Here is a 25643-nt window from a genome sequence, read left to right on the forward strand (position 1 = left end):
CCTTAATAGACTCTAGAGTGGACTCGCTAAGAAATCTGTATTGGCTGATAGCCAAGTAACATATCGACTGACACCCTGCTCTACATTCAGGAAGGGCTCTGCATACCCTGCAGCGCGCAATTTTGTTAAATCGGCTTGGGTAAAGCATTGATATTTGCCCTTGAGAGCATCCGGAAAAGGAATGTACTCAATTACTTTTTCTTTGACTAATTCTTGGAGGCTAGCAGGGTTTGCTTGATTAATTTTACGCATAGCATTTGCCACTGCATGTGCAACATCATTAAATGGCTGTGCGCGACCACTACCAAGATTGAATATGCCACTGACTTCAGGATGATCTAGAAAAAAGAGGTTAACTTTCACGACATCTTCTACCGACACAAAGTCACGAGATTGCTCGCCTGCTGCATATCCACCGTATTCACCAAAGAGTTTGACTTGCCCACTGGCCTTGTATTGGTGATATTGATGAAAGGCTACAGAGGCCATACGTCCCTTATGGGACTCTCTTGGGCCATACACATTAAAGTAACGAAAGCCTACTACCTGAGCAGTATTGGATTTTTCCGCAAAGCGCTTACGCATCACCTGATCAAATAAAAACTTTGAGTAACCATAAATATTAAGTGGCTTCTCATGTTCGCGACTCTCGATAAAGGTATCTGAACCACCATACGTAGCAGCAGATGAGGCGTACAGGAGCTGTACTTTTTGCTCGGTGCAGATATCTAAGAGATCCATGGTGTAGCGATAGTTATTCGCCATCATAAAAATCCCATCCGTTTCCATGGTGTCTGAACAAGCTCCCTCATGAAACACTGCCTTTACCTTACCGAAACGCCCGCCTCTAAAAGCTTCTAGAAACTCATCTTTATCAACATAATCAATAATGTCCAGATCGGCTAGATTGCGATACTTATCTGCCGGACGAAGATCATCCACAGCGATGATATTTTTCTCGCCACGGGCATTGAGTGCTTGAACAATATTGGCGCCAATAAAACCTGCAGCGCCCGTAACGATAATGGTCATTGCAATTCCTCTGAAGTGACGGTGGCAGTACCCAACTTGCCCACCACAATACTGCCAGCGCGATTGGCTAGGGCCATCGCTTTTTCTAACGGCCATTGAGCTGCTAAAGCAACTGCTAAAGTAGCAATCACGGTATCACCAGCACCCGATACATCAAATACTTCGCGTGCTTGGGCTTTAACGTGGCTTACACCATTCTTTGTATATAAACTCATCCCATCTTCAGAGCGAGTAAGCAATAAAGCCTCTAGGTCTAGAGACTGACGTAGTGCTTGGGCTTTTTGAGTTAAATCTTCTTCATCGGTCCATTGACCCACCACTTGGCGTAATTCACTACGATTGGGGGTCAGTACAGTCGCTCCACGATACTTTGCATAATCGTCCCCCTTGGGGTCAACCAAAATCATTTTCTTCTGAGCGCGCGCCTGCTCAATCATGAGGGCAACTTGGCCTAGGGCTCCTTTGCCGTAATCCGACAAAATAACGACGTCAGCATCACTGATGAGCTTTTCAAATCGCTCAAGTTTGTGAGCTAAGGCTGTTTGACTTGGGGTTTCTTCAAAATCTAAGCGAATGAGCTGCTGCTGTCTTGCGATCACCCGCAACTTGACCGTGGTCGGCACTTTAGCGTCTATTTCAAGCTGACTATCTACGCCACTAGACTGCAACAATTGAGCAATCCGCTGCCCCGGCTCATCATCACCAACCACGCCCAAGATCGTCGTCTTTGCGCCTAGTGCTGCAACGTTACGCGCCACGTTAGCAGCCCCACCCAAACGCTCATCAATCTTACCTACTTGCACAACTGGCACTGGCGCTTCAGGAGAAATGCGATACGTATCTCCGAACCAATAGCGATCCAACATGACATCACCCACCACTAATAGGCGGGCTTTAGAAAATTGTTCTCGGTTCGCTTTTTCCACGGGCAAATAATCTCTTTAATAAATTCTTTTTGATATTTTAATTATGACGGCCAATGCCTTGATATTCAATACCTAACTCTTGCATAGCTTGTGGCTCATAGAGATTACGGCCATCAAAAATAATCGGACTCTTCAGTTTTGCTTTAAGCAGGTCAAAATCTGGGCTACGGAAAGCCTTCCACTCGGTCACAATGATCAAGGCGTCACATCCATCTACTGCAGCCATAGGATCGTCCACCATCAAGACCTTCTTGAGGCCCTCTGAGTCACCCTTAAAATCTACCTCCATACAATGCTTGGCCTCTGGCATAGCCACGGGATCATAGGCAACAAGCTGCGCGCCACGCTTGACCAGCTCTTGAATAATTACTCTACTGGGTGCTTCGCGCATATCGTCGGTATTAGGCTTGAAGGCTAGACCCCATAAGGCAAACTTTTTGCCTGATAAGTCTTTACCAAAACGTTTTTCAATTTTCTCAACCAAGATATATTTTTGAGCCTCATTGACTGCTTCTACGGCATCTAAGATCTTGAGATCCCTGCCATGTTCAATCGCTGTTTTACTCAGTGCAGAAACATCTTTAGGAAAGCATGAGCCACCATAACCTGTGCCTGAATATAAAAATCCATAGCCAATACGAGAGTCTGAACCAATACCTTGGCGAACTGCCTCAATATCTGCGCCGACTAAATCAGCCAGATTAGCCAACTCATTCATAAAAGAGATACGAGTTGCTAGCATCGCATTGGCTGCATATTTAGTGAGCTCGGCACTACGCACGTCCATGTAATAAGTCCGCTCATGATGGCGGTTAAAAGGGGCGTAAAGTTTACGCATCTGCTCTTTAGCGCGTAAACCTGCTGGCGTACTCTGCGTACCAATCACAATTCGATCAGGACGCATAAAGTCTTCAACTGCAGCACCTTCTTTTAGAAACTCCGGATTAGAAACTACCGAACATAATTCAGGAGAAAGACCGCGCTTGCCCAACTCCTCAGTAATAGCAGCAGAAACCTTGTCAGCCGTACCGACTGGAACAGTAGACTTGTCGACAATCACTTTAGGGCTAGTCATATGAAGCCCAATATTTCGGGCGGCAGTGACTACGTACTGCAAATCTGCAGAACCATCTTCATCCGGTGGAGTACCAACCGCAATAAACTGAATTTCACCATGTGCAACGGAGGCAGCAATATCTGTTGAGAATTGCAAACGACCAGCTGCACGATTGCGCTCGATCATTTCTTTGAGACCGGGTTCGTAAATAGGGACACCACCAGAGTTCAAAATGGCAATTTTTTTGGAGTCTACGTCAACACAAAAGACGTTATTGCCTTGCTCTGCTAAGCAAGCGCCTGTAACTAGTCCAACGTAACCGCTTCCAATGATGGTGACTTTCAAAATATCTCCAAATGTTTCAGTATTTACTAATACGTACTAATTCAACTTACATAGAAGGACCGCTTGATACAGCACCTTCATTTCGTCTTGGGGAGTAAGCCTCCCAGTGATTACATCCTGGGCATTGCCAATAAAAACGTCGGGCCCGAAAACCACAATTTCCACAGGTATAACGCGCCAAACTAGTAGTGCGTTGCTTTAATAAGCTCAAAGTAGCCTGTAAGTCAGAAACTCGTTCTGGAGTGCCATGACTCTCAGCCAGCATCAAACGGGTTTCTGCTAATTTTGATAATGCACTTAAAGTTGGTGAGTGCTGCATAACCTCAACTAACATCACTTCAGCAGCCTGCGGTCCACGAATTTGAGTCATATGCTTTTGGACAATATCAAGCAACTCTCCAGAAGCCTGCGTCCTTAGTAAGTCATGTAGAGCACTCAATCCAGCATCTGCTGTGTCAATAGCAGTATGGGCTGCCATCCATCGATCAGCGAGTAGATGCATGTAAGCAGGATGAGTACTAGCAACGGCGCTCCACACTTCAATCGCCTGGGCGGGGCGCTCCATTGCTATCAGATAATCTCCCTGCAAAATCACAGCGCGTGCATGATTGGGTACAGCCTGCAATGCCATTTGAATCGATTTTTCTACTTCAGGTAAGTCTTTACGGCGAAGCGCCTCTTGGCCTATCTCACAATGAAATTGCGCGATTTCCGTATGGTGTGATTTGCCCTGTAAGCCCTCAAGCTCGCTAGCAGCAATAATCGCTTTTTGCCAATCACGCTCAATCTGATACATCTCTAGCAAACTCTCTTTAGCAGGTGCGGCAAACTTACCATCACCCACACGATTTAATGAGGCCTCAGCTCGATCTAATAATCCAGCTCGAAGAAAGTCGCGACCTAATTCATAAGCGGCATGATCACGATCACGGGGTTTCAGATCATCTCGCTCAGCTAAATGTTGATGTACCCGAATAGCACGCTCAGTCTCACCACGACGGCGAAATAAACTCCCCAAGGCAAAATGTAATTCAATGGTTTCAGGGTCAAGCTGTGCAATTTTTACCAGTGTTTCGATAGCCTGATCAGGCTGCTCATTCAATAAAAGACTCAGCCCTTTAAAGGTAGAGCGCTGCTGACGCATCCTTTCACGCTCATCCATACGATTTTCAAGACGTAAATCCCAGCGCGCGGCTAACCAGCCGATACCAAACACAATCGGAATCAAGATCAGCCAAGAGGTTGCAATCTGAATCATGATGTGCAGAACTTAAATAAAAAAATGGCCCGAATGGACCACTGGGTATACGCTATGTGACTATGCACCAGAACCCTCTTTAGGGCTCGCTTGCTTTAAGGGCTTGTAATCAACCCGCTCACGTAATTCTTTTCCAGGCTTAAAGTGCGGAACTCTTTTTTCAGGAATCAATACTTTCTCTCCTGATTTTGGATTACGCCCAGTACGCGCAGGACGATGATGCAAAACAAAACTACCAACACCACGCAATTCAATACGCTTACCCTCTGCCAAAGCATGAGTCATCGTATCGAGCAGTGTTTTCACGGCTAACTCTACGTCCCTAGGTAGTAACTGGGGAAATTGCTCCGCCAAGCTCTCTACTAGTTCTGAGCGAGTAATCGCTTGTTGCTCTTGATCTGACATAGTCTATCAATAAAAACCGCCGCTTCCCTTGAGGAAAGCGGCGATATTGATTTAGCCTTGATTGTCCATCTTTGCTTTTAACAAAGCGCCCAAGTTGGTTGTGCCAGACTGCGCATCACCTTGGAGCTTGCCCATAGCGTCTTGTTGATCAGAGCTGTCTTTAGCCTTGATCGAAAGATTAATCACGCGCAACTTACGATCAATGTTAATGATCATCGCTGTGACGCTATCACCCTCTTTCAATACATTACGCGCATCTTCAACGCGATCTGTTGAGATCTCAGAAGCACGCAAATAGGCCTCAACTTCATCTGCCAAATGAATCGTGGCGCCCTTGGCATCAACCGCTTTCACAGTACCAGTGACGAGGCTACCCTTGTCACTTACGGATGTGTAGTTATTGAAAGGATCGCCAGATAATTGTTTGATACCGAGAGAGATACGCTCTTTCTCAACATCAATGGCCAATACTGTTGCTTCAATTTCATCACCTTTTTTGTACCTCTTAACAGCCTCTTCGCCTGGCTCATTCCATGACAGATCTGAAAGATGCACTAAGCCATCGATACCCCCAGGCAATCCAATGAATACACCAAAGTCAGTAATGGATTTGATTGCGCCAGAAAGCTTGTCGCCTTTTTGCTGGCCACGTGAAAACTCTTCCCATGGATTTGCTTTGCACTGCTTGATACCCAAGCTAATGCGACGCTTGTCTTCATCAATATCTAGAACCATAACTTCAACTTCGGTTCCCAAGGCAGTTGCCTTACTTGGAGCAACGTTCTTATTGGTCCAATCCATTTCAGAAACGTGTACCAAACCTTCAATGCCGCTTTCGATTTCTACAAACGCACCGTAATCAGTCAGGTTAGTCACTTTGCCGAATAAACGGGTATTAGGTGGGTAACGACGAGCGATGCCAACCCATGGATCATCTCCAAGCTGCTTCACACCAAGTGAAACACGGTTTTTCTCTTGATCAAACTTTAAAATCTTCGCAGTCACTTCTTGGCCAACCGTCAACATCTCACTTGGATGACGCACACGACGCCACGCCAAATCGGTAATGTGCAAGAGGCCATCAATACCACCGAGGTCCACGAATGCGCCGTAGTCAGTGATGTTCTTCACGATACCAACAACTACGCTACCTTCTTTCAGGTTAGACATCAACTTAGCGCGCTCTTCACCTTGGCTCGCTTCAACTACCGCACGACGCGATAACACCACGTTGTTGCGCTTGCGATCCAACTTAATAACTTTGAACTCCATAGTCTTACCTTCATAAGGAGTTGTATCCTTAATTGGGCGTGTATCCACTAGTGATCCAGGCAAGAATGCGCGGATACCGTTGACCATGACTGTTAAGCCACCTTTAACCTTACCAGTAACAGTACCGGTAACAATTTCAGCTTGCTCGAGTGCTTTCTCCAAATTCATCCATGATGCCAAGCGTTTTGCTTTATCACGAGACAAAATAGTGTCGCCGTAGCCGTTTTCAAGGGCGTCAATAGCAACAGATACGAAATCGCCAGGAGCAACATCAATCTCGCCAGCGTCGTTATGGAATTCTTCAACAGGAATAAACGCTTCGGACTTTAATCCAGCGTTAACAACGACGAAGTTATGGTCGATGCGAATGACTTCAGCCGAAATAACTTGGCCGGTCTTCATATTCGATCGGGTTAATGATTCTTCAAATAATTCTGCAAATGATTCAGACATGTGTATTCACTTTGTGCCGCCAGAAGACCTAGCGGGTTAGGTTATAAAAGTCCCAAGAAACACGCTCAATGTGATCGTCGCGTTGTAGAGTTTCCTAAGACACCAAAACTACTGCTTTACTTCAAACTACCTTGATACCAATCTAGGACCGCTTTTACCGCTTGATCTATCGATAATTCCGATGTTTCTAGCAACTTAGCGCCATCCGTCATGAACAAGGGCGCCGTGCCTCTACTACTGTCTCTGGCATCACGCTCCTGTAGATCTTGCAACAAGTCAGGTAGTTTAGCAGAAATTCCCTTAGCTATCAACTGCTTATGTCGACGCTCTGCCCTGGCTGAGGGGGTTGCCGTCAAGAAAACCTTCAGGGATGCATCTGGAAATATGACACTTGCCATATCCCGACCATCTGCCACAAGGCCAGGTGTAGTGCGAAAACCATGCTGGATGCTTACTAAGGCCTGTCGAACTTCGGGATGGACTGCAATTTGTGAGGCTAATAAACCCATACTTTCAGAGCGAATTGCCTCCGTGACATCCTCTAAATTGAGGAAAACTTGGCCATTTTTAAAGGAAATGACCAATTTTTTAGCTAATTCAGCTATTTCTGGGCCATTTTTAGGGTCTAGACCGTGTTTTTGACATCCCAAGGCCACTAAACGATATAGGGCACCACTATCTAGATAATGAAACCCCAGCTTTTGCGCAACTAAGGAGGCAACCGTTCCTTTTCCAGAGGCAGTGGGGCCATCAATCGCAATTACTGGGGGCAAATTCATTTTTATTCAATGATTAAGAAACGACTGCTGCAAATTGCGCAAAGTAAGCCGGGAAAGTTTTAGCAACGCAATCTGGCTCATTGATCTTCAGTGCATTGGGGCCAAATGCAGCTAAGGAAAAGCACATCGCCATACGATGATCATCATAGGTATCAATCCCCTCCAGAGGTGAAAGCCAGTCCGCATGGTTTTTAGGCGCTTGCACCTCGATATAGTCAGGACCCTCTTCAACTATGGCTCCTAACTTTTTTAATTCTTTTGCCATGGCTGCAATCCGATCCGTCTCCTTTACACGCCAACTTGCAATACCATTCAAGCGAGTTTTGCCTTCAGCAAATAAGGCGGCAACTGCTAGGGTCATAGCAGCATCTGGAATCTCTGTGCAATCTAGCGTAATGCCATTCAACTTGCCACTCGCATTTTTAACACCTGTCACCTCAATCCAATCTTCACCTGCAGTGATCTGGGCACCCATCAAAGACAACGCATCAGCAAAGGCAACATCCCCTTGAATACTATTACTACCAACACCTAAGACACGAACTGGCCCAGCGCCAATAGCCCCTAAGGCTAAAAAATAGGAAGCAGAAGAAGCATCGCCCTCTACAGATAAAGTTCCAGGACTTTGATAGACCGCATCTGATTTTTTTTCGGGAATGATAAAAGACTGCGCATCCGGACAGCTCACTAAAACCCCAAAGCGCGCCATCAGCTTCAGCGTGATTTCAATATAGGGTCGGGAGATGAGCTCACCGATCACTTCAATCTTCACGGACTTTTTGGCAACTAAAGGCAGCGCCATTAGTAGCGCCGTCAAAAACTGACTAGAGACATCACCACGTACTTTGACAACATCATGAATGGCAATGTCTGCTGATGCAATCTTGATGGGCGGATAACCCTCTTGCGATTCATAAGTAATGTCAGCACCTACTTGACGCAAGCCATCGACTAAATCTCGAATGGGTCGCTCATGCATCCGAGGCACACCAGAAAGACGGTAGTTGCCACTCTGCATAGCAAGCGCCGCAGTGAGTGGACGAATAGCTGTACCTGCATTACCCATAAAAAGATCGGCATCGCGAACCGGGAACCGACCACCACAACCTTCCACAACACATACTTGATTCGCTTGATCACTTACTGATAAGCCTAGCTGACGAAGCGCCTTACGCATGACCTGCGTGTCATCTGCATCCAATAGATTGCTCAATGTTGTTGTGCCAGAAGCGAGCGCTGCTAAAAGTAAGGCCCGATTAGAAATACTTTTTGAGCCTGGTAAAACAATGGAGCCTTGCGCTCGTGCAAATGGTCCAGTCGTGATACTGGGAAGACTAGACATCAAAACCCGTCCATATCTTGACGTGCTTGACTTGCCTTTTTAAAAATCTTTTCAATACCAGCGCCATCATGATTAGCAATGAGTGTACGTAGATGACTAACCATCGCTAAATATTGATCCAGCTCTTTTAAGATGGGTGTGCGATTAGCCAAACAAATATCACGCCACATTTCTGGGCTGGAAGCCGCAATGCGTGTGAAGTCTTTAAAGCCTGCACCGACATGATGTAACTTTTGCTCAGCATCTTCCGAGTTCACCACACTAGCCATCAGAGCATAAGATAAAAGATGTGGCAAATGAGAAACTGCCGCATAAATAGCATCGTGCTGCACCCCAGAAATTTGCTTCACGATGGCGCCAGCAGATTGCCAAAAACCTTCCACCAATGCAATATCTTGCGGGGAGTTTTCTTGTAGCGGGCAGATAATGGTTTGCCTACCTTGAAACAAATCTACTTTAGCGGCACCAGCGCCGTGTTGCGCTCCACCTGCAATTGGATGTGCTGGAACAAACTGACAGGCTTTCTTGCCTAATACTTCTTTAGCCGCCAAAATCACATCACCTTTAGTGCTACCGGCATCCGTCAACAGAGTGCGAGATTCAAGATGGGGCTCAAGGACCTCAAAAGCAGTCCGCATTTGAGCTACGGGAACACACAGTACGATCACATCAGACTGTTTAGCAGCATCTACTAAGTCAACGATGCCATCAATCGCACCAAGCTTTAGGGCTTGATCTAAATTATCTGCACTACGCCCAACCCCCAAGACCTTATTTACCACACCAGCTTTTTTGAGAGCTAACCCTAATGAAGCACCGATCAAACCAACACCGACAATGGTGACAGTTCCGTAATTGCTAGCTGGATTCACAATACTCATTGTCATGAACTTATTTTTGTGTGGACAGAATATCGCGCAATGCGTTAATGAAAGCCGCATTCTCTTGGGCCAAGCCGATAGAAATTCTTAGCCACTGAGGTAGTCCGTAATTTCCAACTGGACGAACAATGATGCCGCGTTTGAGTAAAGCTAAATTCATGCGAGCACCAGCATCATCATCACCCCCCACTTTTACCAATACAAAATTTCCAGCTGAAGGTAAATAAGGTAAACCGAGATCATCAAATACCGTAGTGAGTTGCAAGTAACCAGCATGATTGACTTCATAACCCTGCTGCAAAAAGGCATCATCCTGAAAGGCTGCAATTGCAGCAGCTTGAGCAAGACTATTCACATTAAAAGGTTGACGTATGCGATTGAGTAAATCCGTTAAGGCGGGCTGTGCCACACCGTAGCCAATTCTCAAACCTGCTAAACCATATGCCTTTGAAAAGCTCCGCGACAAAATCATATTAGGAAAACGTTTCACCCAAGCTACAGCATCGTAACGCTGCTCTGGCGCTAGGTACTCGTTGTAAGCCTCATCTAACACCACGACTACATGCGATGGCACAGCACTTAAAAAAGCTTCAATATCATCGGGCTTTAAATAACTACCCGTAGGATTGTTAGGATTGGCAACAAAAACAAGTTTGGCTTTATCCCCTGAAGCTTTCACCGCGGCAAGGATAGCGGGCAAGTCATGGCCAAACATATCCGTTGGGGCCACCTCAATGGCTTTAGCACCCACTGCTTGAGTTGCCAAAGGATAGACGGCAAATGCATGGCGAGAAAAAATGATCTCATCACCCGACTGCGCTACTGCACGAGCAGCCAGCTCCAAAATATCATTACTGCCATTGCCCAGAGTAATCCAATCCGCAGGAACCCCTAAGCGTTCAGACAATACTTTCTTGAGTTCAAAACCATTGGAATCTGGATAGCGCCCTAAATCACTGGCTGCCTTCAACATTGCCTCTTGCGCTGACTTGGGCATGCCTAAAGGATTCTCATTTGAAGCCAACTTGACTATTTTGCTTTCATCCAAGCCATACTCACGCGCTACCTCACTGATAGGGCGCCCGCCTACGTATGGCGCAATCGCTTGAATGTGCTTTAAACCGAGTTTAGATGTCATGCTGAGTGGGGGTATGAGCCAAGATTTTTATAGAACGCAGCTATCGTTTTTAATTCTTCCAATGCTTTAGCCACTTTGACATCTTCTGCATGACCAGCTACATCAATATAAAAGTGATATTCCCAAGTACCCTTGCGGGCTGGGCGAGATTCAAAACGGTTCATGGAGACGCCATGCTTAGCCAGGGGCTCTAATAAACGATACACAGCGCCCGGCTGATTGTCGACCGACAACACTAAAGAAGTTTGATCTTGGCCAGTAGCTTGACATGCGTAGTTACCAATTACAACAAAACGTGTCCGGTTGTGAGGATCATCTTGTACTTGGGTTGCTACTTGCTGCAATTCATAGGCAAGCTGTGCAGGGTCACCGGCTATTGCTGCCACACTCGAATCACTTGCTGCCATTCTCGCAGCTTCAGCATTGCTACTGACTGCCTGACGTTTTAAATGAGGAGCATGCTGACTCAACCATTGCTGGCATTGCGCTAAAGCTTGGGCATGAGCGCAAACCGTAGTTACACCATCGATTTTTCCAGTTTTCGTCAGAAGATGATGATGAATGGGCAATACCACCTCGCCACTGATGCGCATTGAAGAATCCAAGAGTAAATCTAAGGTTCTGGAAATAGCGCCTTCACTCGAGTTCTCAACCGGCACTACGCCGAACTGAGCAGCCCCCTTCTCAACCGCCTTAAAGACTTCATCCAGGCTATTGCAATGAAGTCCCAAAATCGAATGTCCAAAGTAAGTTTGTGCTGCTTGCTCAGAAAATGTACCGATTGGTCCAAGATAAGCAATAGTTTGACGAGCCTCTAAGGCACGGCAAGCTGACATTACCTCGCGCCAAATCGCCGCAATCCCATCGGACAGTAAAGGGCCCTGATTAATATCTTGCAATCTAGCGACCACTTGACGTTCGCGCTCGGGCCTAAAAACTGGTGAGGAGAATCCACCTTTGATATGACCTACCTCTTGGGCAGCTTGAGCGCGCTGAGTGAGTAAAGCCAAAATTTGAACGTCCAAGGCATCGATCTGGTCGCGAATTGGCCCAAGGCGCTGTTCTTCAGTACCCACTTTTGAGTTCATTAAGCACGCCTTTCAAAGTCACGCATAAATTCAATTAATACTTGCACACCAGCCAGAGGCATAGCGTTGTAGATGCTAGCACGCATGCCACCTGCTGCCTTATGACCACGCAAAGCGACCAAGCCTGCAGCATGAGACTGCGCCAAAAACTCCGCATTGAAGTTTTCATCCTTCAAAAAGAAGGTGACATTCATTCTAGAGCGATAGGCTTTAGTGACACGATTTTCATACAAACTACTCTGATCTAAAAAATCATAAAGTAAGTTTGCTTTTTCTTGATTGCGTTGCGCAATGGCTTTTACGCCACCTTGCTTAAGCAACCACTTAAAGCCGAGGCCAGCCATATAAATTGCAAAGGTTGGGGGCGTGTTGTGCATCGACTGAGTAGCAGCCTGCAAAGACCAATCCCAAATTGATGGCGTGATCTTCATACTGTGCCCCATTAAATCCTTGCGCACAATCACAATAGTGACTCCTGATGGCCCAATATTTTTCTGAGCACCACCAAACCAGACGCCGCATTGAGAAATATCCATTTCTTTTGTAAGAATGTTGCTCGAGATATCTGCCACTAAAAGCTTACCATCCACATCCGGAATATCTGGAAACTCTACGCCACCAATCGTTTCATTAGCGCAGTAATGCACATATGCCGCATCATCGGAGAGTTGCCAACTTGAGCGGGCGGGAATCGTATTAAATTTTTCAGCAGCAGACGATGCGGCTTGATGCGCCACACCATATTTTTGAGCTTCTTTAAATGATTTTTCAGACCAAATACCGGTCACTAAAAAATCTGCCTTGGGGCCATTTTTACCAAGCGGCATTAAGTTCATAGGAATGGCAGCATTTTGCCCAATCCCACCACCCTGTAATAATAAGATTTCATGAGTCTCAGGAATGCTCATCAAGGTACGCAGGTCTCTTAAGGTCTCCTCGTAGAGGGCCATAAACTCTTTGCCACGATGACTAATCTCCATGACACTAGCACCCAAGCCCTGCCAATTCAACATCTCTGCAGCAGCCTGCTTTAGCACCTCTTCAGGAACAGTAGCTGGCCCCGCAGCGAAATTGAAAATGCGGCGGTCAAACGTCATGGTGGCTCAGCTATTCAAGAAATGCCAATTTGGCATTACCTGTTACCTGCTTCATCCGAATTAGAGTCGACTGCTGGATCGGCGGCAACATCACCCTCTTCTCCATCATCGATATCGTTGTCGTCATCTGAGTCACTTTCAGCAATACGCTGTAGGCCTGATAAACGCGTACCTTCGTCCACGTTAATCAAAGTAACACCTTGGGTAGCACGACCCATTTCACGAATCTCTGAAACACGAGTACGCACTAAGATGCCACCAGTGGTGATCAACATAATTTGATCTTCAGGAGATACCAATGCTGCAGCGACTACTTTGCCATTACGTTCCGTAGTCTGAATCGCAATCATGCCTTTAGTGCCACGACCATGACGGGTGTATTCACCAATTGGGGTGCGCTTACCAAAACCATTTTCGGTGGCCGTTAAGACGCTGCTTGGAATAGCAATACCACTGGCATCAACGACTGCAGCTTCCGCACCCTCAGCTGCTTCTGCAGGAGCAACTAACATAGCAATGACTTGATGGCCTTCGCCCAAGTTCATGCCGCGAACACCGCGTGCTGTACGACCCATTGGACGGACATCGTTCTCGTCAAAGCGGACTGCTTTACCGGCATCAGAGAACAGCATCACATCATGCTGACCATCTGTGATTGCTGCACCTACTAAGAAGTCATTCTCATTTAAGTCCACCGCAATGATTCCAGCTTTACGAGGATTTGAAAAATCCGACAAACGCGTTTTCTTCACGGTACCCAAACTGGTTGCCATAAAGACGTACTGATCATCTTGATATCCCTTAATCGGGAGAATCACCGTGATCTTTTCGCCCTCTATTAAAGGGAACATATTCACAATAGGCTTACCGCGTGAGATACGACTACCTTGTGGCACTTCCCATACTTTGAGCCAATACATCCGTCCACGGTCCGAGAAGCAAAGAATGATGTCATGGGTATTGGCAACGAAAAGAGTTTCAATCCAGTCTTCATTTTTTGTAGCTGTGGCCTGCTTACCGCGACCACCACGCTTCTGCGCACGGTACTCACTTAAAGGCTGACTCTTCATGTAACCAGTATTCGAGAGTGTGACGACCATATCCTGCGGAGTAATCAAATCTTCTGTGAACAATTCGGTTGCGTTCATTTCAATGAAAGAGCGACGACCAGAATCACCGCCAGCAATCCCAAACTCAGCTTGCACTTCCTTCAACTCGGCTTCAATCACTTGCGTAACGCGCTCTGGCTTAGCAAGCAAGTCAAGCAAGTCCGAAATCTCGGACATCACTTCTTTGTATTCGTTCACAATCTTGTCTTGCTCAAGACCAGTCAAACGTTGTAAACGCATCTGCAAAATTTCTTGCGCCTGACTATCAGAGAGGCGATACAAACCTGAAGTCTGCATACCGTACTCGGGCAATAAACCTTCTGGGCGATAGGCATTGCGTCCACCGGGTGTGTCAGTTTCTGCACGAGCCAACATCTCTCGCACCATCGAAGAATCCCAAGCCTTACTCATTAACTCTTGCTTAGCAATAACTGGATTCGCCGCACCTTTAATGGTGGCAATAAATTCATCAATATTTGCCAGCGCAACAGCAAGACCTTCTAAAACATGGCCACGCTCGCGTGCTTTGCGTAATTCAAAAATAGTGCGGCGTGTAACAACTTCGCGACGATGCTGCAAGAAATACTCCAGCATCTGCTTCAGGTTCAATAGGCGTGGCTGGTTATCAACCAAGGCCACCATATTCATACCGAAGTTATCTTGAAGTTGCGTACTCTTATATAAATTATTAAGAACTACTTCAGGCACTTCACCGCGCTTAAGTTCGATCACTACGCGCATGCCTGATTTATCAGACTCATCACGTAAATCAGAGATGCCCTCAATTTTTTTCTCGTTGACTAACTCAGCAATCCGCTCGAGCAGCGTTTTCTTATTCACTTGATAAGGCAGTTCATCAACAATGATGGATTGACGAGCTCCCTTGTCTAAATCTTCAAAGTGGGTCTTGGCGCGCATCACAACACGTCCACGACCTGTTCGATACCCCTCACGCACACCCTGAACACCGTAAATGATGCCGGCAGTCGGAAAATCTGGCGCTGGGACAATCTCAATCAGCTCATCAATCGTGCATTCCGGGTTGTGGAGCACATGTAAGCAGGCGGTAACCACCTCATCAAGATTGTGCGGCGGGATATTGGTTGCCATACCGACCGCAATCCCTGAACTGCCATTAATCAGCAAATTAGGCACTTTTGCAGGAAGAATCAGGGGTTCTTTCTCGCTACCATCGTAATTTGGCCCAAAATCGACGGTTTCTTTGTCTAAATCAGCCAAAAGATCATGAGCGATCTTACGAAGCCGGATCTCGGTATATCGCATTGCAGCAGCATTATCGCCATCTACGGAGCCAAAATTACCCTGTCCGTCAACTAACATATAGCGCAGAGAGAAGTCCTGAGCCATGCGCACGATGGTGTCATAGACCGCAGAATCACCATGTGGGTGGTATTTACCGATGACATCGCCAACTATACGGGCAGATTTTTTGTAAGCCCGGTTCCAATCGTTGTTTAATTCATACATTGCAAATAAGACCCGGCGATGGACGGGTTTGAGGCCGTCACGCACGTCTGGCAGGGCTCTGCCGACAATGACGCTCATCGCGTAGTCCAAATAGGACCGTCGCATTTCGTCTTCTAGGGAGATTGGTAGTGTTTCTTTAGCGGCTTGTTCCATTTATAAATAATATCATTTTGATGACTGCATGCCCCTATGCTAATATTCTGTCAGTTTGTAAGAAATTGAGATGTGTCGCTTTGCAGTTATTTGCTTCAAAGTAGGGCGAATTACATTTAAGTTTGACTTTAATTAAAAAAGATTTTTGAGGACCAAAAATGAACAAAACCCTAAAAATGTTGTTAGCTTCTGTTATTACCGTTTCTGCTTCTGCAGCAATTGCTTCTGATAACTGGGTCAACAGCACTGGCTTAAACTGGAAAAACGGCGACGGCACATTGTGCTGGCGTGACGCTGCTTGGACTCCTGCAACTGCTTCTGCCAACTGTGATGGTTGGTTAGCTCCTAAGAAAGCTGCTGCTCCAGCAAAATCTGCAGTAACCCAAAGCAAGATCACTTTACAAGCTGACACACTGTATGACTTTGACAAGGCGACATTGAAGCCAGAAGGTAAAGCGACTTTGGACAAAATTGCTAGAGACTTAGGCAAGATCAAGTTAGAAGTGGTTATCGCTGTTGGTAACACTGATAGTGTTGGTTCTGATGCTTACAACATGGCTCTTGGCCAGCGTCGTGCTCAGTCCGTTAAAGCTTACTTGGTAAGTAAAGGCGTTGAAGGTACCCGTATTTACACAGAATCAAAGGGTAAGAGCAATCCAGTAGCAAGTAATGCAACTGCTGAAGGCCGTGCTAAGAATCGTCGTACTGATATCGAAGTAGTTGGTACAACTGCCGTTAAGTAATTCTTTTTACTTGTAAAAAAGCCCGCCTCGAGCGGGTTTTTTTATTTCCGCTATATTCGTAGTTCATTCATACTTCATTACTTCTAGCCCAACATCCATGAACGTCGATCAGTCTGAAATTGCTAAATTTAGCGCCCTAGCCCACCGCTGGTGGGATCCCAATAGTGAATTCAAGCCCTTACACGCTATCAATCCCTTGCGCCTAGATTGGATTAAGTCCTATGTTGACCTCTCCGGCAAGAAAGTCCTGGACGTAGGGTGCGGCGGCGGCATTCTGGCCGAATCAATTGCACAATCTGGAGCCGATACCTGCGGCATTGATTTATCCGATAAAGCACTGAAAGTCGCCCAATTGCATGCCTTAGAGGTAGGAGCAAAGCTGGAATATCGCTCGATCTCTGCTGAAGCATTGGCTGAAGAGCAAGCTGGTCAGTATGACGTCGTCACTTGCATGGAAATGCTAGAGCATGTACCAGATCCTGCCTCCGTAGTTCGTGCCTGTGCAAAGCTCTGTAAGCCTGGTGGCACCCTCTTTTTTAGCACTTTGAACCGCAACCCTAAGTCTTACTTATTTGCGATTATTGGGGCTGAATACATCCTTAGGTTGCTACCCAAAGGAACCCACGAATACGCTAAATTTATCAAACCATCAGAATTGGTCGCTTTCACGCGGGATGCTGGCTTAGAGATGATGGGCATCAAAGGAATGACCTACAACCCCCTCACCCAAGTCTATAAATTAGGTGCTGATGTAGACGTGAACTACATGATTGTTGTTCGTAAATGAGTATTGGGTTAGTAAGCCCTTACAGTGGGGTCTTCTTTGACCTAGATGGAACACTCGCGGACACCGCTCCAGACCTAGTCGCGGCCGCGAATCAATTGCTTCTGGCGCGCAATTTAAGTCCAATGCCTTATGAGGTCTTAAGACCTCGCTCCTCTGCTGGGGCCCGCGGCTTAATTCATGGGGCATTTGGAATTACTCCCGATCATCCAGACTTTATTACCCTGCGAGATGAATTTTTAGCTCACTATGAAAGCGCCCTACTTGTTCATAGCAAGCTATTTGAGGGCGTTGACCACTTACTAGATCAATTAGATAGCGCCAAACTTCCCTGGGGCATTGTCACCAATAAAAGTGAGCGCTTTACCCATCCTCTTACCGATCAGATGGGTCTGCGCCAACGAGCCGCTTCAACCGTATCGGGAGACACGACGCCGCACTCTAAACCCCATCCAGCACCTATTCTGCATGCCGCCAAAATCGCTAATGTCGACCCGACCAAGGCCTTGTATATCGGCGATGACATTCGAGATATCGTTGCAGGTAAAGCAGCTGGCATGCAAACCATTACTGCCGCCTATGGTTATTGTGGCTGCGAAGAGCCTCCTGAAGATTGGGGTGCGGACTATCTTGTACGCCATCCTAAAGAGTTACTTCAAATCATCTTTCCCAGTAGGGAATAAAGACGGATTAAAAGATATCTGACACATTACGCTTTAAAGCCTTAAAATAGACATTCCAATGCATGAGCTCTGGGGTCGACATGGTTTCGACGTGGGTTACAAAGCATCAAGGGCATACCGAGGACCCGTTATCTCGTAAATCAATGGGAATGTAATAACTGCAAACGACGAACGTTTCGCACTAGCCGCTTAATTGCGGTTGCCCCTGAACTGATTCTCTCTTGGGTCAGCTAGCGCAAGCTAGATCAGGGTCATTTACAAGAGATAAGATCATTTCATGTCACGGGGAATGGTTCGAAAACTTAGTGAATCGCCAGCGTGGAACATGTCAGTCTGTGACTAGCTAGCTAAATTAAATGATATGACTAAGTATGTAGAACTTGTTGTAGAGGATTTGCGGACGCGGGTTCGATTCCCGCCGACTCCACCATTTTGTAGTACGTAACAGTCTAACGCCACCCAACAGGGTGGCGTTTTTCTTTATAGATAAAGGCCCGTACGTCCGTTGTGGTCTTTCCAAATCCTGCTGTATCTCAAATCCCTGGGGGTATCATTGGGGGTGACCTGTCCTGGGATTTTCAGACCAAAAGCTTTTAGAGATGATGGCTCCTTCAACCTAAGGGGCAGGTATGAAGAGAGCATATCCCTTGAAAAACCGAGCGCTAGGTTTTGCAAACGGTCAGGATCATTTTTTAAGTGCAGAACAATGCTTGAATTTTTAACAAAAGGAAAAGGGCCCTGAGGCCCTTTCCTTGAGATCTTATTAGGATCTCGCTGCGAGGCTCTGTTACCCCTGCTGGCTTGCAGGACCTATTTCTAGGCAGCTAGTTCGTGTTCTCACTCGCTCTCGAACTGTCTTTGTAAAATTATCTCCCTTTTAAGGTCGCTTTAGTTAAATACCCGTTTTACTTAAATAGTTAATTAAATTATTTCTTCAGGTATTGCGTTAACGATTCGGCGTTTTACCGACCATTTTTTCAGCTCTTAAGAAATCAAAGTCCACACCTTGATCGGCTTGAGTGACAGTATCTAAAAATAATTTGAGATAACCACGCTCTGCAGTAGGCGGAGTAATAGGATTGTCTTTTGCGCGTTGTGCTAATTCTGCATCAGATATGAGCAAGCTAATTTCACGATTTTTTACACTCAGACGAATACGATCGCCATTCTTCACGTGTGCTAAAGGTCCACCTACTCCAGCCTCTGGTGTGACGTGTAATACGATCGTCCCAAAAGCGGTACCACTCATTCGCCCATCAGAAATACGCACAATGTCTTTCACACCTGCACGTGCTAGCTTCATTGGAATGGGGATGTATCCAGCCTCTGGCATACCAGGAGCACCTTTGGGGCCAATATTTTTTAACACTAAGATATCGTCGGCAGTCACATCTAAATCAGGACTGTCGATGCGACTAGCGAGATCTGTCGCATTTTCAAAGACAACCGCACGCCCTTCATGCTCCATCAATTTTTCATTAGCAGCAGATTGTTTGATAATGGCGCCACCAGGTGCTAAGTTGCCATGCAAGACTGCGATACTGCCGCGAGGATAAATAGGGTTATCTAACTTACGAACCACATCTTGTTTGAAGCTTGGCGGGGCAGCGTCAATCTCTTCACCCAAGGTGCGACCAGTTACTGTCAGCGTATTGAGTTTTAATAAAGGCTTGAGTTCGCGCAATAAGGTGGTCATGCCGCCAGCATCATGGAAGTTTTCCATATAGTGGTCACCAGACGGCTTTAAATCGACTAATACTGGGGTTTCATCACCCATGCGATCCAAGGCGTCTAAATCAATTTCTAAACCCATACGCCCTGCAATGGCTGCTAGGTGAACGATAGCATTCGTCGAACCACCAATCGCCAATAAAACCCGCATCGCGTTTTCAAAAGCATCCGCCGTCAGTATTTTATCAATGGTCAAGCCATCTTTAGCCATTTGGACAGCGCGAGTACCCGTCTCTTCTGCCACCCGAATACGATCCGCAGTGACAGCCGGTGGCGTTGCACCTCCAGTAACCGTCATACCTAATGCTTCAGAAATACATGCCATCGTGCTTGCAGTACCCATGACTGAACAAGTACCAACGCTGGCGACTAACTGGTCATTCACTTCATCTTTTTCTGCTTCATCAATTTCACCTGCACGGAATTTTCCCCAGTAGCGACGGCAATCTGTACAGGCGCCTATACGCTCACTACGATGAGAGCCAGTCAGCATTGAACCAGTAATTAACTGAATGGCTGGTAAGCCAGCGGACGCGGCACCCATCATCTGCGCAGGAACTGTTTTATCGCATCCACCAATCATGACAACAACATCCATCGGTTGTGCACGAATCATTTCCTCAGTGTCCATCGACATCAAGTTACGCAAATACATACTGGTTGGAGCAGCAAAACTCTCATGAATAGAAATCGTTGGAAAATCCATCGGCAACCCACCTGCCAACATGACACCGCGCTTCACCGCTTCAATCAATTGAGGCATATTTCCGTGACAGGGGTTATATGCACTGCCAGTATTGATGATGCCTACAACTGGACGATCTAACGCACTATTGGTATAACCAGCCCCTTTAATAAATGCCTTACGCATAAATAAAGAGAAGCTTTGATCTCCATAGCTGGTTAAGCCTTTACGTAAGCCACCCACAGCAGGCTGTCTTTTTTTCTTTATCAGAATTGCTAGTCATAAAATATTCTTTGTATTAAAAAAGCGCCGGATTAATCTGACTGCTTCCCTGCCTGGACTTAAGGTGTAAATCCTATTGGTGTTGATAAAAATATACTGTAATAACACTATACTAAAGTTTACAAATGGCAGCATTTATGTCAAATTACTACCTACAATAATAATCGCCGAGGATGATCATGACTATCATACAACCCTTCCATCTTGCCTTTCCCGTAAATGACTTAGCGGCTGCTCGCCAGTTTTATGGCGTGACGATGGGGTGTGCTGAAGGACGCAGCTCGGATGAATGGATTGATTTTGATTTCTTTGGCCATCAATTGGTAGCCCATCTTGCTCCGGAGGAATGTGGGCACACCAGCTCGAATCAAGTCGATGGTCATGATGTTCCCGTCAAACATTTTGGAGTGGTATTGACCAAGCCCGATTGGGATGCTCTTGCAAAGCGCTTGCAAGATACTGGCATGAAATTCATTATTGAGCCGCAAATTCGCTTTAAGGGCCAAGTGGGCGAGCAGGCAACGATGTTCTTCCTTGATCCTGCTGGCAATGCCTTAGAGTTCAAGGCATTCGAAGATCCGAGTCAATTATTTGCTAAATGAGTTGGGGCCCTTGGGCCCCATGAAAACTATCTTAGTAGAACTGGTAACTCATCCCTGCCTGAAAGTTTAAAGGTGCACCAGCAAAGATGCCGTCAGGGCTTCTGCTGTAGATATAGCGCTTATTAAACAGATTATTCACTACCCCAAACGCCTTCCAGCTTTTATTGATTGCATAATTTGCACTCCAATTGACAGTAACGACTGCAGGTATCTCACCTAATGTGCCAACCGCATTAGGAGCTATCGTATTGGCTGAGTCTGGAAATTGCGCAGAAATATAGTTCGCACTAAGCAAAGAATTAAACCCTCCTTTCTGATAGTTCACTCCTACATTAGAAGTGAGCTTGGGTGTGTAAGGAAGGCGATTGCCATCTGCGCCAATAGAGGAGCTTCCAACGTATCGAGCAACAGGAATATAGGTCGCATTACCATTCACACGCCATCCGGCACCAAGCTCATAGCCAAGAGCTAACTCCATACCCTGATGTAAACTTTTTCCACCATTCGCCTTAGAAATTCCGGCAGCAAGACTTTGATTTACGATTTGATTACTAAAGTTCATGCTGAACACTGCAGCATCGTAGGTAAAGCCTGCATTTTTCCCTCTTAAGCCGAGCTCAAGATTGGTAGAGCGCTCAGGATCGAGCTGCTGATCAACGCCCTTTTCATTAATTGCGGTAGCTAGCTGCGCAGGAGCAAACCCTTTATAAATACTTGAGTAAAGCTGAATTTCTGGCAAGACTTGCCAAGTAGCGCCAAGCTGTGGAATAGTTTCAAAGTTCTTCGTACTACCAGACTTAGTTATAAAAACATTGTAACGAGTCTGGTTATAACTCTCTACTCGCACGCCAGGTATGACTGCAAAATCTTTTGTAATTAAAAAGCGGTTTTGCGCAAACGCTGCTACGGAATTGGCTTTGTTTTCTTCATGGCTAGCGAGCCTACCCGATTTAGCCAAACTCGTTGATGCCTTCATTTGATTGGTTTGTGTCTCGGTATGCAAGCGAACCCCTAACTCAATCTCATTTTTAATACCAAAGGCTTTATGCGTATGCATCATCCGAGAATCAATCCCGAGCATTTGAAATTCGCGGTTGTTACCAAACAGACAATCGGAGCTACCATCACATGGCTTAAAAACAGTCCCATCAGCAGAACGAGATTTCACACTCTGGCGCCAAAAATCTCGCCCCAACTTACTCCAGTACACCAATGTATTAAGCTTTGCATCTGGACTCATATCCCAGGAATGGTTCAAATCTACTGCATTCCTTTGAGTAATAAAGCTATCGTTTGGTGCTGGATTAGCTGATATTTTATTACTGTATTGATTAGGTCTTAACCCCACATAAGAAGTATTGATATTGTTGTCATAGTGGGTATATTTAAGACTCAGCCAATGGTCGCGATCAACACTCACACCGCCCTTAAATAGAATGTCATACATCTTGTATCCATTGCCCTGGTAACTATCAGAATCTGACTTAATAATATTGAGACCTGCAATAGCCCCATTCGATTCTGATTTTCCGCCTGCCTCTATATATGCCAACCGATAACCATAGTTCCCTGCTTTAGCTGAAACCTTAAACCCTTGTTCTGGTGTTTTTGTAAGATAGTTCACTACCCCGCCAATATTAGACGGGCCATACTGCAAACCAGATGCTCCTTTTAAGACCTCAATTCCACTTATGCGATCAACTGGAGGACTGTAATACGAGGCATTTGAAATGAATAAACTCGGCTGTATTGGCGCGCCATCCTCTAACATCAGGACTTTCTGGCTGCGACTAGGATTTAAACCCCGAATACCAATATTTGGAATGGCGCCAAGAGCTCCCTCATCGCCACGAACATGCACTCCAGGCACTGTCTTTAAAGCATCCTGTAACGATAAAGGCTGCAATATTTCTAATTGCCTTTGATTGATCACATCAATCGTCCCAGGAATTTTGGAGCGCGCATTATCTTCTCGCCCAACAATATCGATTCTCGGTAAATCAACTTCTTTAGCACACACCCCTAAAGTAAAAGTACATCCGCATACCAATGCAACACCTGGGGCCCAGGCTAATTTTTGTAGCTTCATTTGCAATCTCCAGTGATATTAATAAAAAATCGCTGGCTATTTGCATATCAAAATACATTTGCTGGCTAAAAACGAACGTCGAACTATTTTGTCAAAATGAGCTTTTTTAACTTGGTAATACTCAATCGATACTGATGACCATCATGAAGAATGATGATCGATAGATTGCCGCCTAATAGAACCTCACTAGTAATCACTTTTCCCCAATGTGCTTGAGAAGGGCAAAGCTTTTGATTTACTGCTTCAGTATGAATATTCACCTTAACCCTCCAGCTTAAAGTGGATAGGTATACGGTAGCAATCATCCGCGTGGGGTGCCGATGCATTCAGCGCAGAAAATCTCCATGTTTTCACAGTATCGAGGGCAGACTGATCTAAGTGCTCATAACCAGAGCTATTTACTAAGGCAATATTCGCAACTAAGCCATGGGTATTAATACAAAGCTTAAGCTTCACCATACCTTGCTCTCCCATACGTCTGCTTTTTAGAGGATATGGAGGTCTTGGATTGTCCAATAGATTTCTACTTGCAAAAGATGGGCTCAAAGATAGTGTAGATTCTCTAGAACCTGATTCAGAGCTATGTGCGCCGGCAGGATGAACTTCGTTAACAACTTCTGTGTTTTTATCGCTTATCTTTTGTTCAGCTATCTTTGGCTTAAATTTTGAGTAGTTCTGTATGCGCGCCTGCGCATAATCTGCCACAAGATAACTGTTTGTTAAATTTATGGTGATGGCGTCTGCTGACTGAGCATAAGATGGAAACCCCTGCATCTGTGCAAGTCCGAACAAAATACCTAGATGTAATGTACTGACGATCAAGATCGCCCAAGTTTCTTTATCTACCGTTGATTTCAAACTGTTTAGCAAATTTTACCCCTCGCTACAACACTGCACTTACATCAAATAAGAATGATTCTCATCTAATTTTAAGGAATGTTGCGTGCATTAACAACCCTTTTTTGCATGAGGGTGTTAGCGCAGGGATTTAAAAAAGCTTACTGAAACTTTATATAATAAATGGGGGAGTTAAGGCTGGGCTCTTAAACGCCATAAGGATGTCACTTCAGCAGATCTAGCGGCATGAAGCATGTCATTCTCATCAAATACTTTTTTATGTCTTGGCTTAATATCTGTTCGATCCAAAACCATCAACCCTGCTTGTTTGATCCATTCTTGTAAGGACTCTTGCGTTCTTAGTCCAAGATGCTCTGCGAGATCAGACAAAATAAGCCATCCCTCACCGCCAGGCAATAGATGAGCTTTCAGACTATTTAAAAATCCTTTGAGCATTTGACTATCTTGGTCGTAAATTGCGTGCTCGAGACGAGAGCTAGGTCTAGCCGGTAACCAGGGTGGGTTACATACAATTAATGCTGCCCGACCATCAGGAAATAAATTGGCTTTCAGCACTTCTACGGTTGAGCTGAGCGCTAGACGATCAATATTTTCTTTAGCACATGCTAATGCACGCTCATCTTGATCGGTAGCCATAATGCGCTGTACCCCCCGCATGGCCAAGATAATCGACAATACTGCAGTGCCGGTACCAATATCAAATGCAATGGATTCTGCATTTAAAGCCGCTGGCAAAGGCGCATTACAAACAAGTTCAATATATTCACCGCGGATGGGAGAAAAGACGCCATAGTGAGGATGAACACATACCGCTTCACCATCTGCATCAGCCAACACAGGCACGCCATGCTTACGCCATTCATGCGCACTGATGACACCTAAGAGTTCACGTAATGAGATGACATAAGATTCAGAGGCAGGGCCATATGCCTCTAGGCAGGCTTTGGCAACATCGGGAGCTCGTCGTAAAGAAATCGTGTTATCAGCATTGCACTGAATCAACAACATGCCTAGGATACGAGCACGTTGAGATTGGGAGAGGCGATGTAAGTTAAAAAAATCAGCGGATGTTTTTTCAGGGGAAGTTACTGTTCCAGCAACCCTCTTGTCTGCTCGTTTTGATTTCTTAGAAGGCTTATCGACTCGTCTGACCAACGCTTGCAATAACTGCCGAGCATTTTGAAAATCGCCCTTCCATAATATTGCTGTACCACCACATGCCAGATGATAAGCATCATCAGCAGTCATGGTGTCATCCCCTACTACTACTTTTTTATGGGGGGCTATGCCATTTTCAGAATGCCATTGTGCTGAACATGCCTGATCACTCTCCTCCCAATGAATAGAAGCATGATGATTCATG

Annotated in this window: 21 protein-coding genes, 1 other RNA gene and 1 pseudogene; 5 read left to right on the top strand and 18 right to left on the bottom strand. The window is 45.7% G+C overall.

The genetic code is table 11. From position 1 onward, the window contains the following. Nucleotides 1–12: 12 nt before the first annotated feature. From rfaD to gyrA, 13 genes and pseudogenes are all read right to left on the bottom strand, one after another. Nucleotides 13–1032, bottom strand: coding sequence for an ADP-glyceromanno-heptose 6-epimerase (gene rfaD / locus DCO16_RS08475; RefSeq protein WP_173943244.1), 1020 nt, complete (start codon nt 1030–1032; stop codon nt 13–15). Next, on the bottom strand, nt 1029–1958 hold the full coding sequence (gene rfaE1, locus DCO16_RS08480; RefSeq protein ID WP_173943245.1) for a D-glycero-beta-D-manno-heptose-7-phosphate kinase: 930 nt from the start codon (nt 1956–1958) through the stop codon (nt 1029–1031). The genes rfaD and rfaE1 overlap by 4 nt, the downstream gene beginning before the upstream one ends. Nucleotides 1959–1995: 37 nt before the next feature. Continuing rightward, complete coding sequence (locus DCO16_RS08485) at nt 1996–3360, bottom strand: UDP-glucose dehydrogenase family protein (RefSeq protein ID WP_173943246.1); 1365 nt, start codon at nt 3358–3360, stop codon at nt 1996–1998. A gap of 46 nt (nt 3361–3406) precedes the next feature. Further along, on the bottom strand, nt 3407–4618 hold the full coding sequence (gene lapB / locus DCO16_RS08490) for a lipopolysaccharide assembly protein LapB (RefSeq protein ID WP_173943247.1): 1212 nt from the start codon (nt 4616–4618) through the stop codon (nt 3407–3409). 108 nt (nt 4619–4726) lie between these two features. Beyond that, nucleotides 4727–5023, bottom strand: a pseudogene (locus tag DCO16_RS08495) (integration host factor subunit beta); the annotation flags it as partial. Nucleotides 5024–5074: 51 nt separating this feature from the next. Next, the gene (gene rpsA, locus DCO16_RS08500) at nt 5075–6748 is read right to left on the bottom strand and encodes a 30S ribosomal protein S1 (RefSeq protein WP_173943249.1); all 1674 of its coding nucleotides are present in this window, start codon (nt 6746–6748) and stop codon (nt 5075–5077) included. A gap of 116 nt (nt 6749–6864) precedes the next feature. After that, on the bottom strand, nt 6865–7527 hold the full coding sequence (cmk, locus tag DCO16_RS08505; RefSeq protein ID WP_173943250.1) for a (d)CMP kinase: 663 nt from the start codon (nt 7525–7527) through the stop codon (nt 6865–6867). 13 nt (nt 7528–7540) lie between these two features. After that, nucleotides 7541–8869: a 3-phosphoshikimate 1-carboxyvinyltransferase gene (aroA, locus tag DCO16_RS08510; RefSeq protein ID WP_173943251.1), complete on the bottom strand. Its 1329-nt coding sequence runs from the start codon at nt 8867–8869 to the stop codon at nt 7541–7543. Next, a complete protein-coding gene (locus DCO16_RS08515; protein WP_173943837.1) occupies nt 8869–9750 on the bottom strand; it encodes a prephenate dehydrogenase in 882 nt (293 codons plus the stop codon). Before DCO16_RS08515 ends, aroA begins: the two co-directional genes overlap by 1 nt. A 10-nt stretch (nt 9751–9760) precedes the next feature. Next, a complete protein-coding gene (gene hisC, locus DCO16_RS08520) occupies nt 9761–10888 on the bottom strand; it encodes a histidinol-phosphate transaminase (protein WP_173943252.1) in 1128 nt (375 codons plus the stop codon). Then, entirely contained in the window at nt 10885–11976 is a 1092-nt protein-coding gene (pheA, locus tag DCO16_RS08525; RefSeq protein WP_173943253.1) for a prephenate dehydratase, read from the bottom strand. Before pheA ends, hisC begins: the two co-directional genes overlap by 4 nt. After that, on the bottom strand, nt 11976–13073 hold the full coding sequence (serC, locus tag DCO16_RS08530) for a 3-phosphoserine/phosphohydroxythreonine transaminase (protein ID WP_173943254.1): 1098 nt from the start codon (nt 13071–13073) through the stop codon (nt 11976–11978). Before serC ends, pheA begins: the two co-directional genes overlap by 1 nt. A gap of 35 nt (nt 13074–13108) precedes the next feature. After that, nucleotides 13109–15823 carry a DNA gyrase subunit A gene (gene gyrA / locus DCO16_RS08535; RefSeq protein WP_173943255.1) on the bottom strand — a complete coding sequence of 905 codons (2715 nt, stop codon included), beginning with the start codon at nt 15821–15823 and terminating at the stop codon, nt 13109–13111. 158 nt (nt 15824–15981) lie between these two features. Between gyrA and ompA the strand changes: the two genes are divergently transcribed. The 4 genes from ompA (at nt 15982) to ssrA (ending at nt 18463) form a co-directional block, all read left to right on the top strand. After that, nucleotides 15982–16566, top strand: coding sequence for an outer membrane protein OmpA (gene ompA / locus DCO16_RS08540; protein ID WP_173943256.1), 585 nt, complete (start codon nt 15982–15984; stop codon nt 16564–16566). Between the two features lie 97 nt (nt 16567–16663). Further along, nucleotides 16664–17353: a bifunctional 2-polyprenyl-6-hydroxyphenol methylase/3-demethylubiquinol 3-O-methyltransferase UbiG gene (gene ubiG / locus DCO16_RS08545; protein WP_173943257.1), complete on the top strand. Its 690-nt coding sequence runs from the start codon at nt 16664–16666 to the stop codon at nt 17351–17353. Next, entirely contained in the window at nt 17350–18033 is a 684-nt protein-coding gene (locus DCO16_RS08550) for an HAD family hydrolase (RefSeq protein WP_173943258.1), read from the top strand. Before ubiG ends, DCO16_RS08550 begins: the two co-directional genes overlap by 4 nt. Nucleotides 18034–18104: 71 nt before the next feature. Continuing rightward, nucleotides 18105–18463, top strand: a transfer-messenger RNA (tmRNA) gene (gene ssrA / locus DCO16_RS08555). Nucleotides 18464–18979: 516 nt separating this feature from the next. On the opposite strand, the gene DCO16_RS08560 is transcribed toward ssrA, so the two are convergent. Then, entirely contained in the window at nt 18980–20692 is a 1713-nt protein-coding gene (locus DCO16_RS08560; RefSeq protein ID WP_302480361.1) for an IlvD/Edd family dehydratase, read from the bottom strand. 218 nt (nt 20693–20910) lie between these two features. Between DCO16_RS08560 and DCO16_RS08565 the strand changes: the two genes are divergently transcribed. Next, nucleotides 20911–21333: a VOC family protein gene (locus DCO16_RS08565; RefSeq protein ID WP_173943259.1), complete on the top strand. Its 423-nt coding sequence runs from the start codon at nt 20911–20913 to the stop codon at nt 21331–21333. Between the two features lie 31 nt (nt 21334–21364). Here the strand turns inward: DCO16_RS08565 and DCO16_RS08570 are convergent, their stop codons facing one another. From DCO16_RS08570 to DCO16_RS08585, 4 genes are all read right to left on the bottom strand, one after another. Next, on the bottom strand, nt 21365–23422 hold the full coding sequence (locus DCO16_RS08570) for a TonB-dependent receptor family protein (RefSeq protein ID WP_173943260.1): 2058 nt from the start codon (nt 23420–23422) through the stop codon (nt 21365–21367). A gap of 83 nt (nt 23423–23505) precedes the next feature. Next, nucleotides 23506–23682 (bottom strand): hemin uptake protein HemP, encoded by a 177-nt coding sequence (gene hemP, locus DCO16_RS08575; protein WP_217426648.1) that lies wholly within the window; start codon nt 23680–23682, stop codon nt 23506–23508. A gap of 1 nt (nt 23683) precedes the next feature. Continuing rightward, entirely contained in the window at nt 23684–24292 is a 609-nt protein-coding gene (locus DCO16_RS08580) for an energy transducer TonB (RefSeq protein ID WP_173943262.1), read from the bottom strand. A 159-nt stretch (nt 24293–24451) separates the two neighbouring features. Then, nucleotides 24452–25642: a 50S ribosomal protein L11 methyltransferase gene (locus tag DCO16_RS08585; RefSeq protein WP_173943263.1), complete on the bottom strand. Its 1191-nt coding sequence runs from the start codon at nt 25640–25642 to the stop codon at nt 24452–24454. Nucleotide 25643: the final 1 nt, after the last annotated feature.

Source organism: Polynucleobacter antarcticus (assembly GCF_013307245.1).
GTDB lineage: Bacteria > Pseudomonadota > Gammaproteobacteria > Burkholderiales > Burkholderiaceae > Polynucleobacter > Polynucleobacter antarcticus.

Coding starts and splice junctions, on each gene's coding strand:
- rfaD (WP_173943244.1), bottom strand. CDS start 1,032: ATGACCATTATCGTTACGGGCGCTGCAGGTTTTATTGGCGCCAATATT.
- lapB (WP_173943247.1), bottom strand. CDS start 4,618: ATGATTCAGATTGCAACCTCTTGGCTGATCTTGATTCCGATTGTGTTT.
- rpsA (WP_173943249.1), bottom strand. CDS start 6,748: ATGTCTGAATCATTTGCAGAATTATTTGAAGAATCATTAACCCGATCG.
- cmk (WP_173943250.1), bottom strand. CDS start 7,527: ATGAATTTGCCCCCAGTAATTGCGATTGATGGCCCCACTGCCTCTGGA.
- aroA (WP_173943251.1), bottom strand. CDS start 8,869: ATGTCTAGTCTTCCCAGTATCACGACTGGACCATTTGCACGAGCGCAA.
- DCO16_RS08515 (WP_173943837.1), bottom strand. CDS start 9,750: ATGAGTATTGTGAATCCAGCTAGCAATTACGGAACTGTCACCATTGTC.
- hisC (WP_173943252.1), bottom strand. CDS start 10,888: ATGACATCTAAACTCGGTTTAAAGCACATTCAAGCGATTGCGCCATAC.
- pheA (WP_173943253.1), bottom strand. CDS start 11,976: ATGAACTCAAAAGTGGGTACTGAAGAACAGCGCCTTGGGCCAATTCGC.
- serC (WP_173943254.1), bottom strand. CDS start 13,073: ATGACGTTTGACCGCCGCATTTTCAATTTCGCTGCGGGGCCAGCTACT.
- gyrA (WP_173943255.1), bottom strand. CDS start 15,823: ATGGAACAAGCCGCTAAAGAAACACTACCAATCTCCCTAGAAGACGAA.
- ompA (WP_173943256.1), top strand. CDS start 15,982: ATGAACAAAACCCTAAAAATGTTGTTAGCTTCTGTTATTACCGTTTCT.
- ubiG (WP_173943257.1), top strand. CDS start 16,664: ATGAACGTCGATCAGTCTGAAATTGCTAAATTTAGCGCCCTAGCCCAC.
- DCO16_RS08550 (WP_173943258.1), top strand. CDS start 17,350: ATGAGTATTGGGTTAGTAAGCCCTTACAGTGGGGTCTTCTTTGACCTA.
- DCO16_RS08565 (WP_173943259.1), top strand. CDS start 20,911: ATGACTATCATACAACCCTTCCATCTTGCCTTTCCCGTAAATGACTTA.
- DCO16_RS08570 (WP_173943260.1), bottom strand. CDS start 23,422: ATGAAGCTACAAAAATTAGCCTGGGCCCCAGGTGTTGCATTGGTATGC.
- DCO16_RS08585 (WP_173943263.1), bottom strand. CDS start 25,642: ATGAATCATCATGCTTCTATTCATTGGGAGGAGAGTGATCAGGCATGT.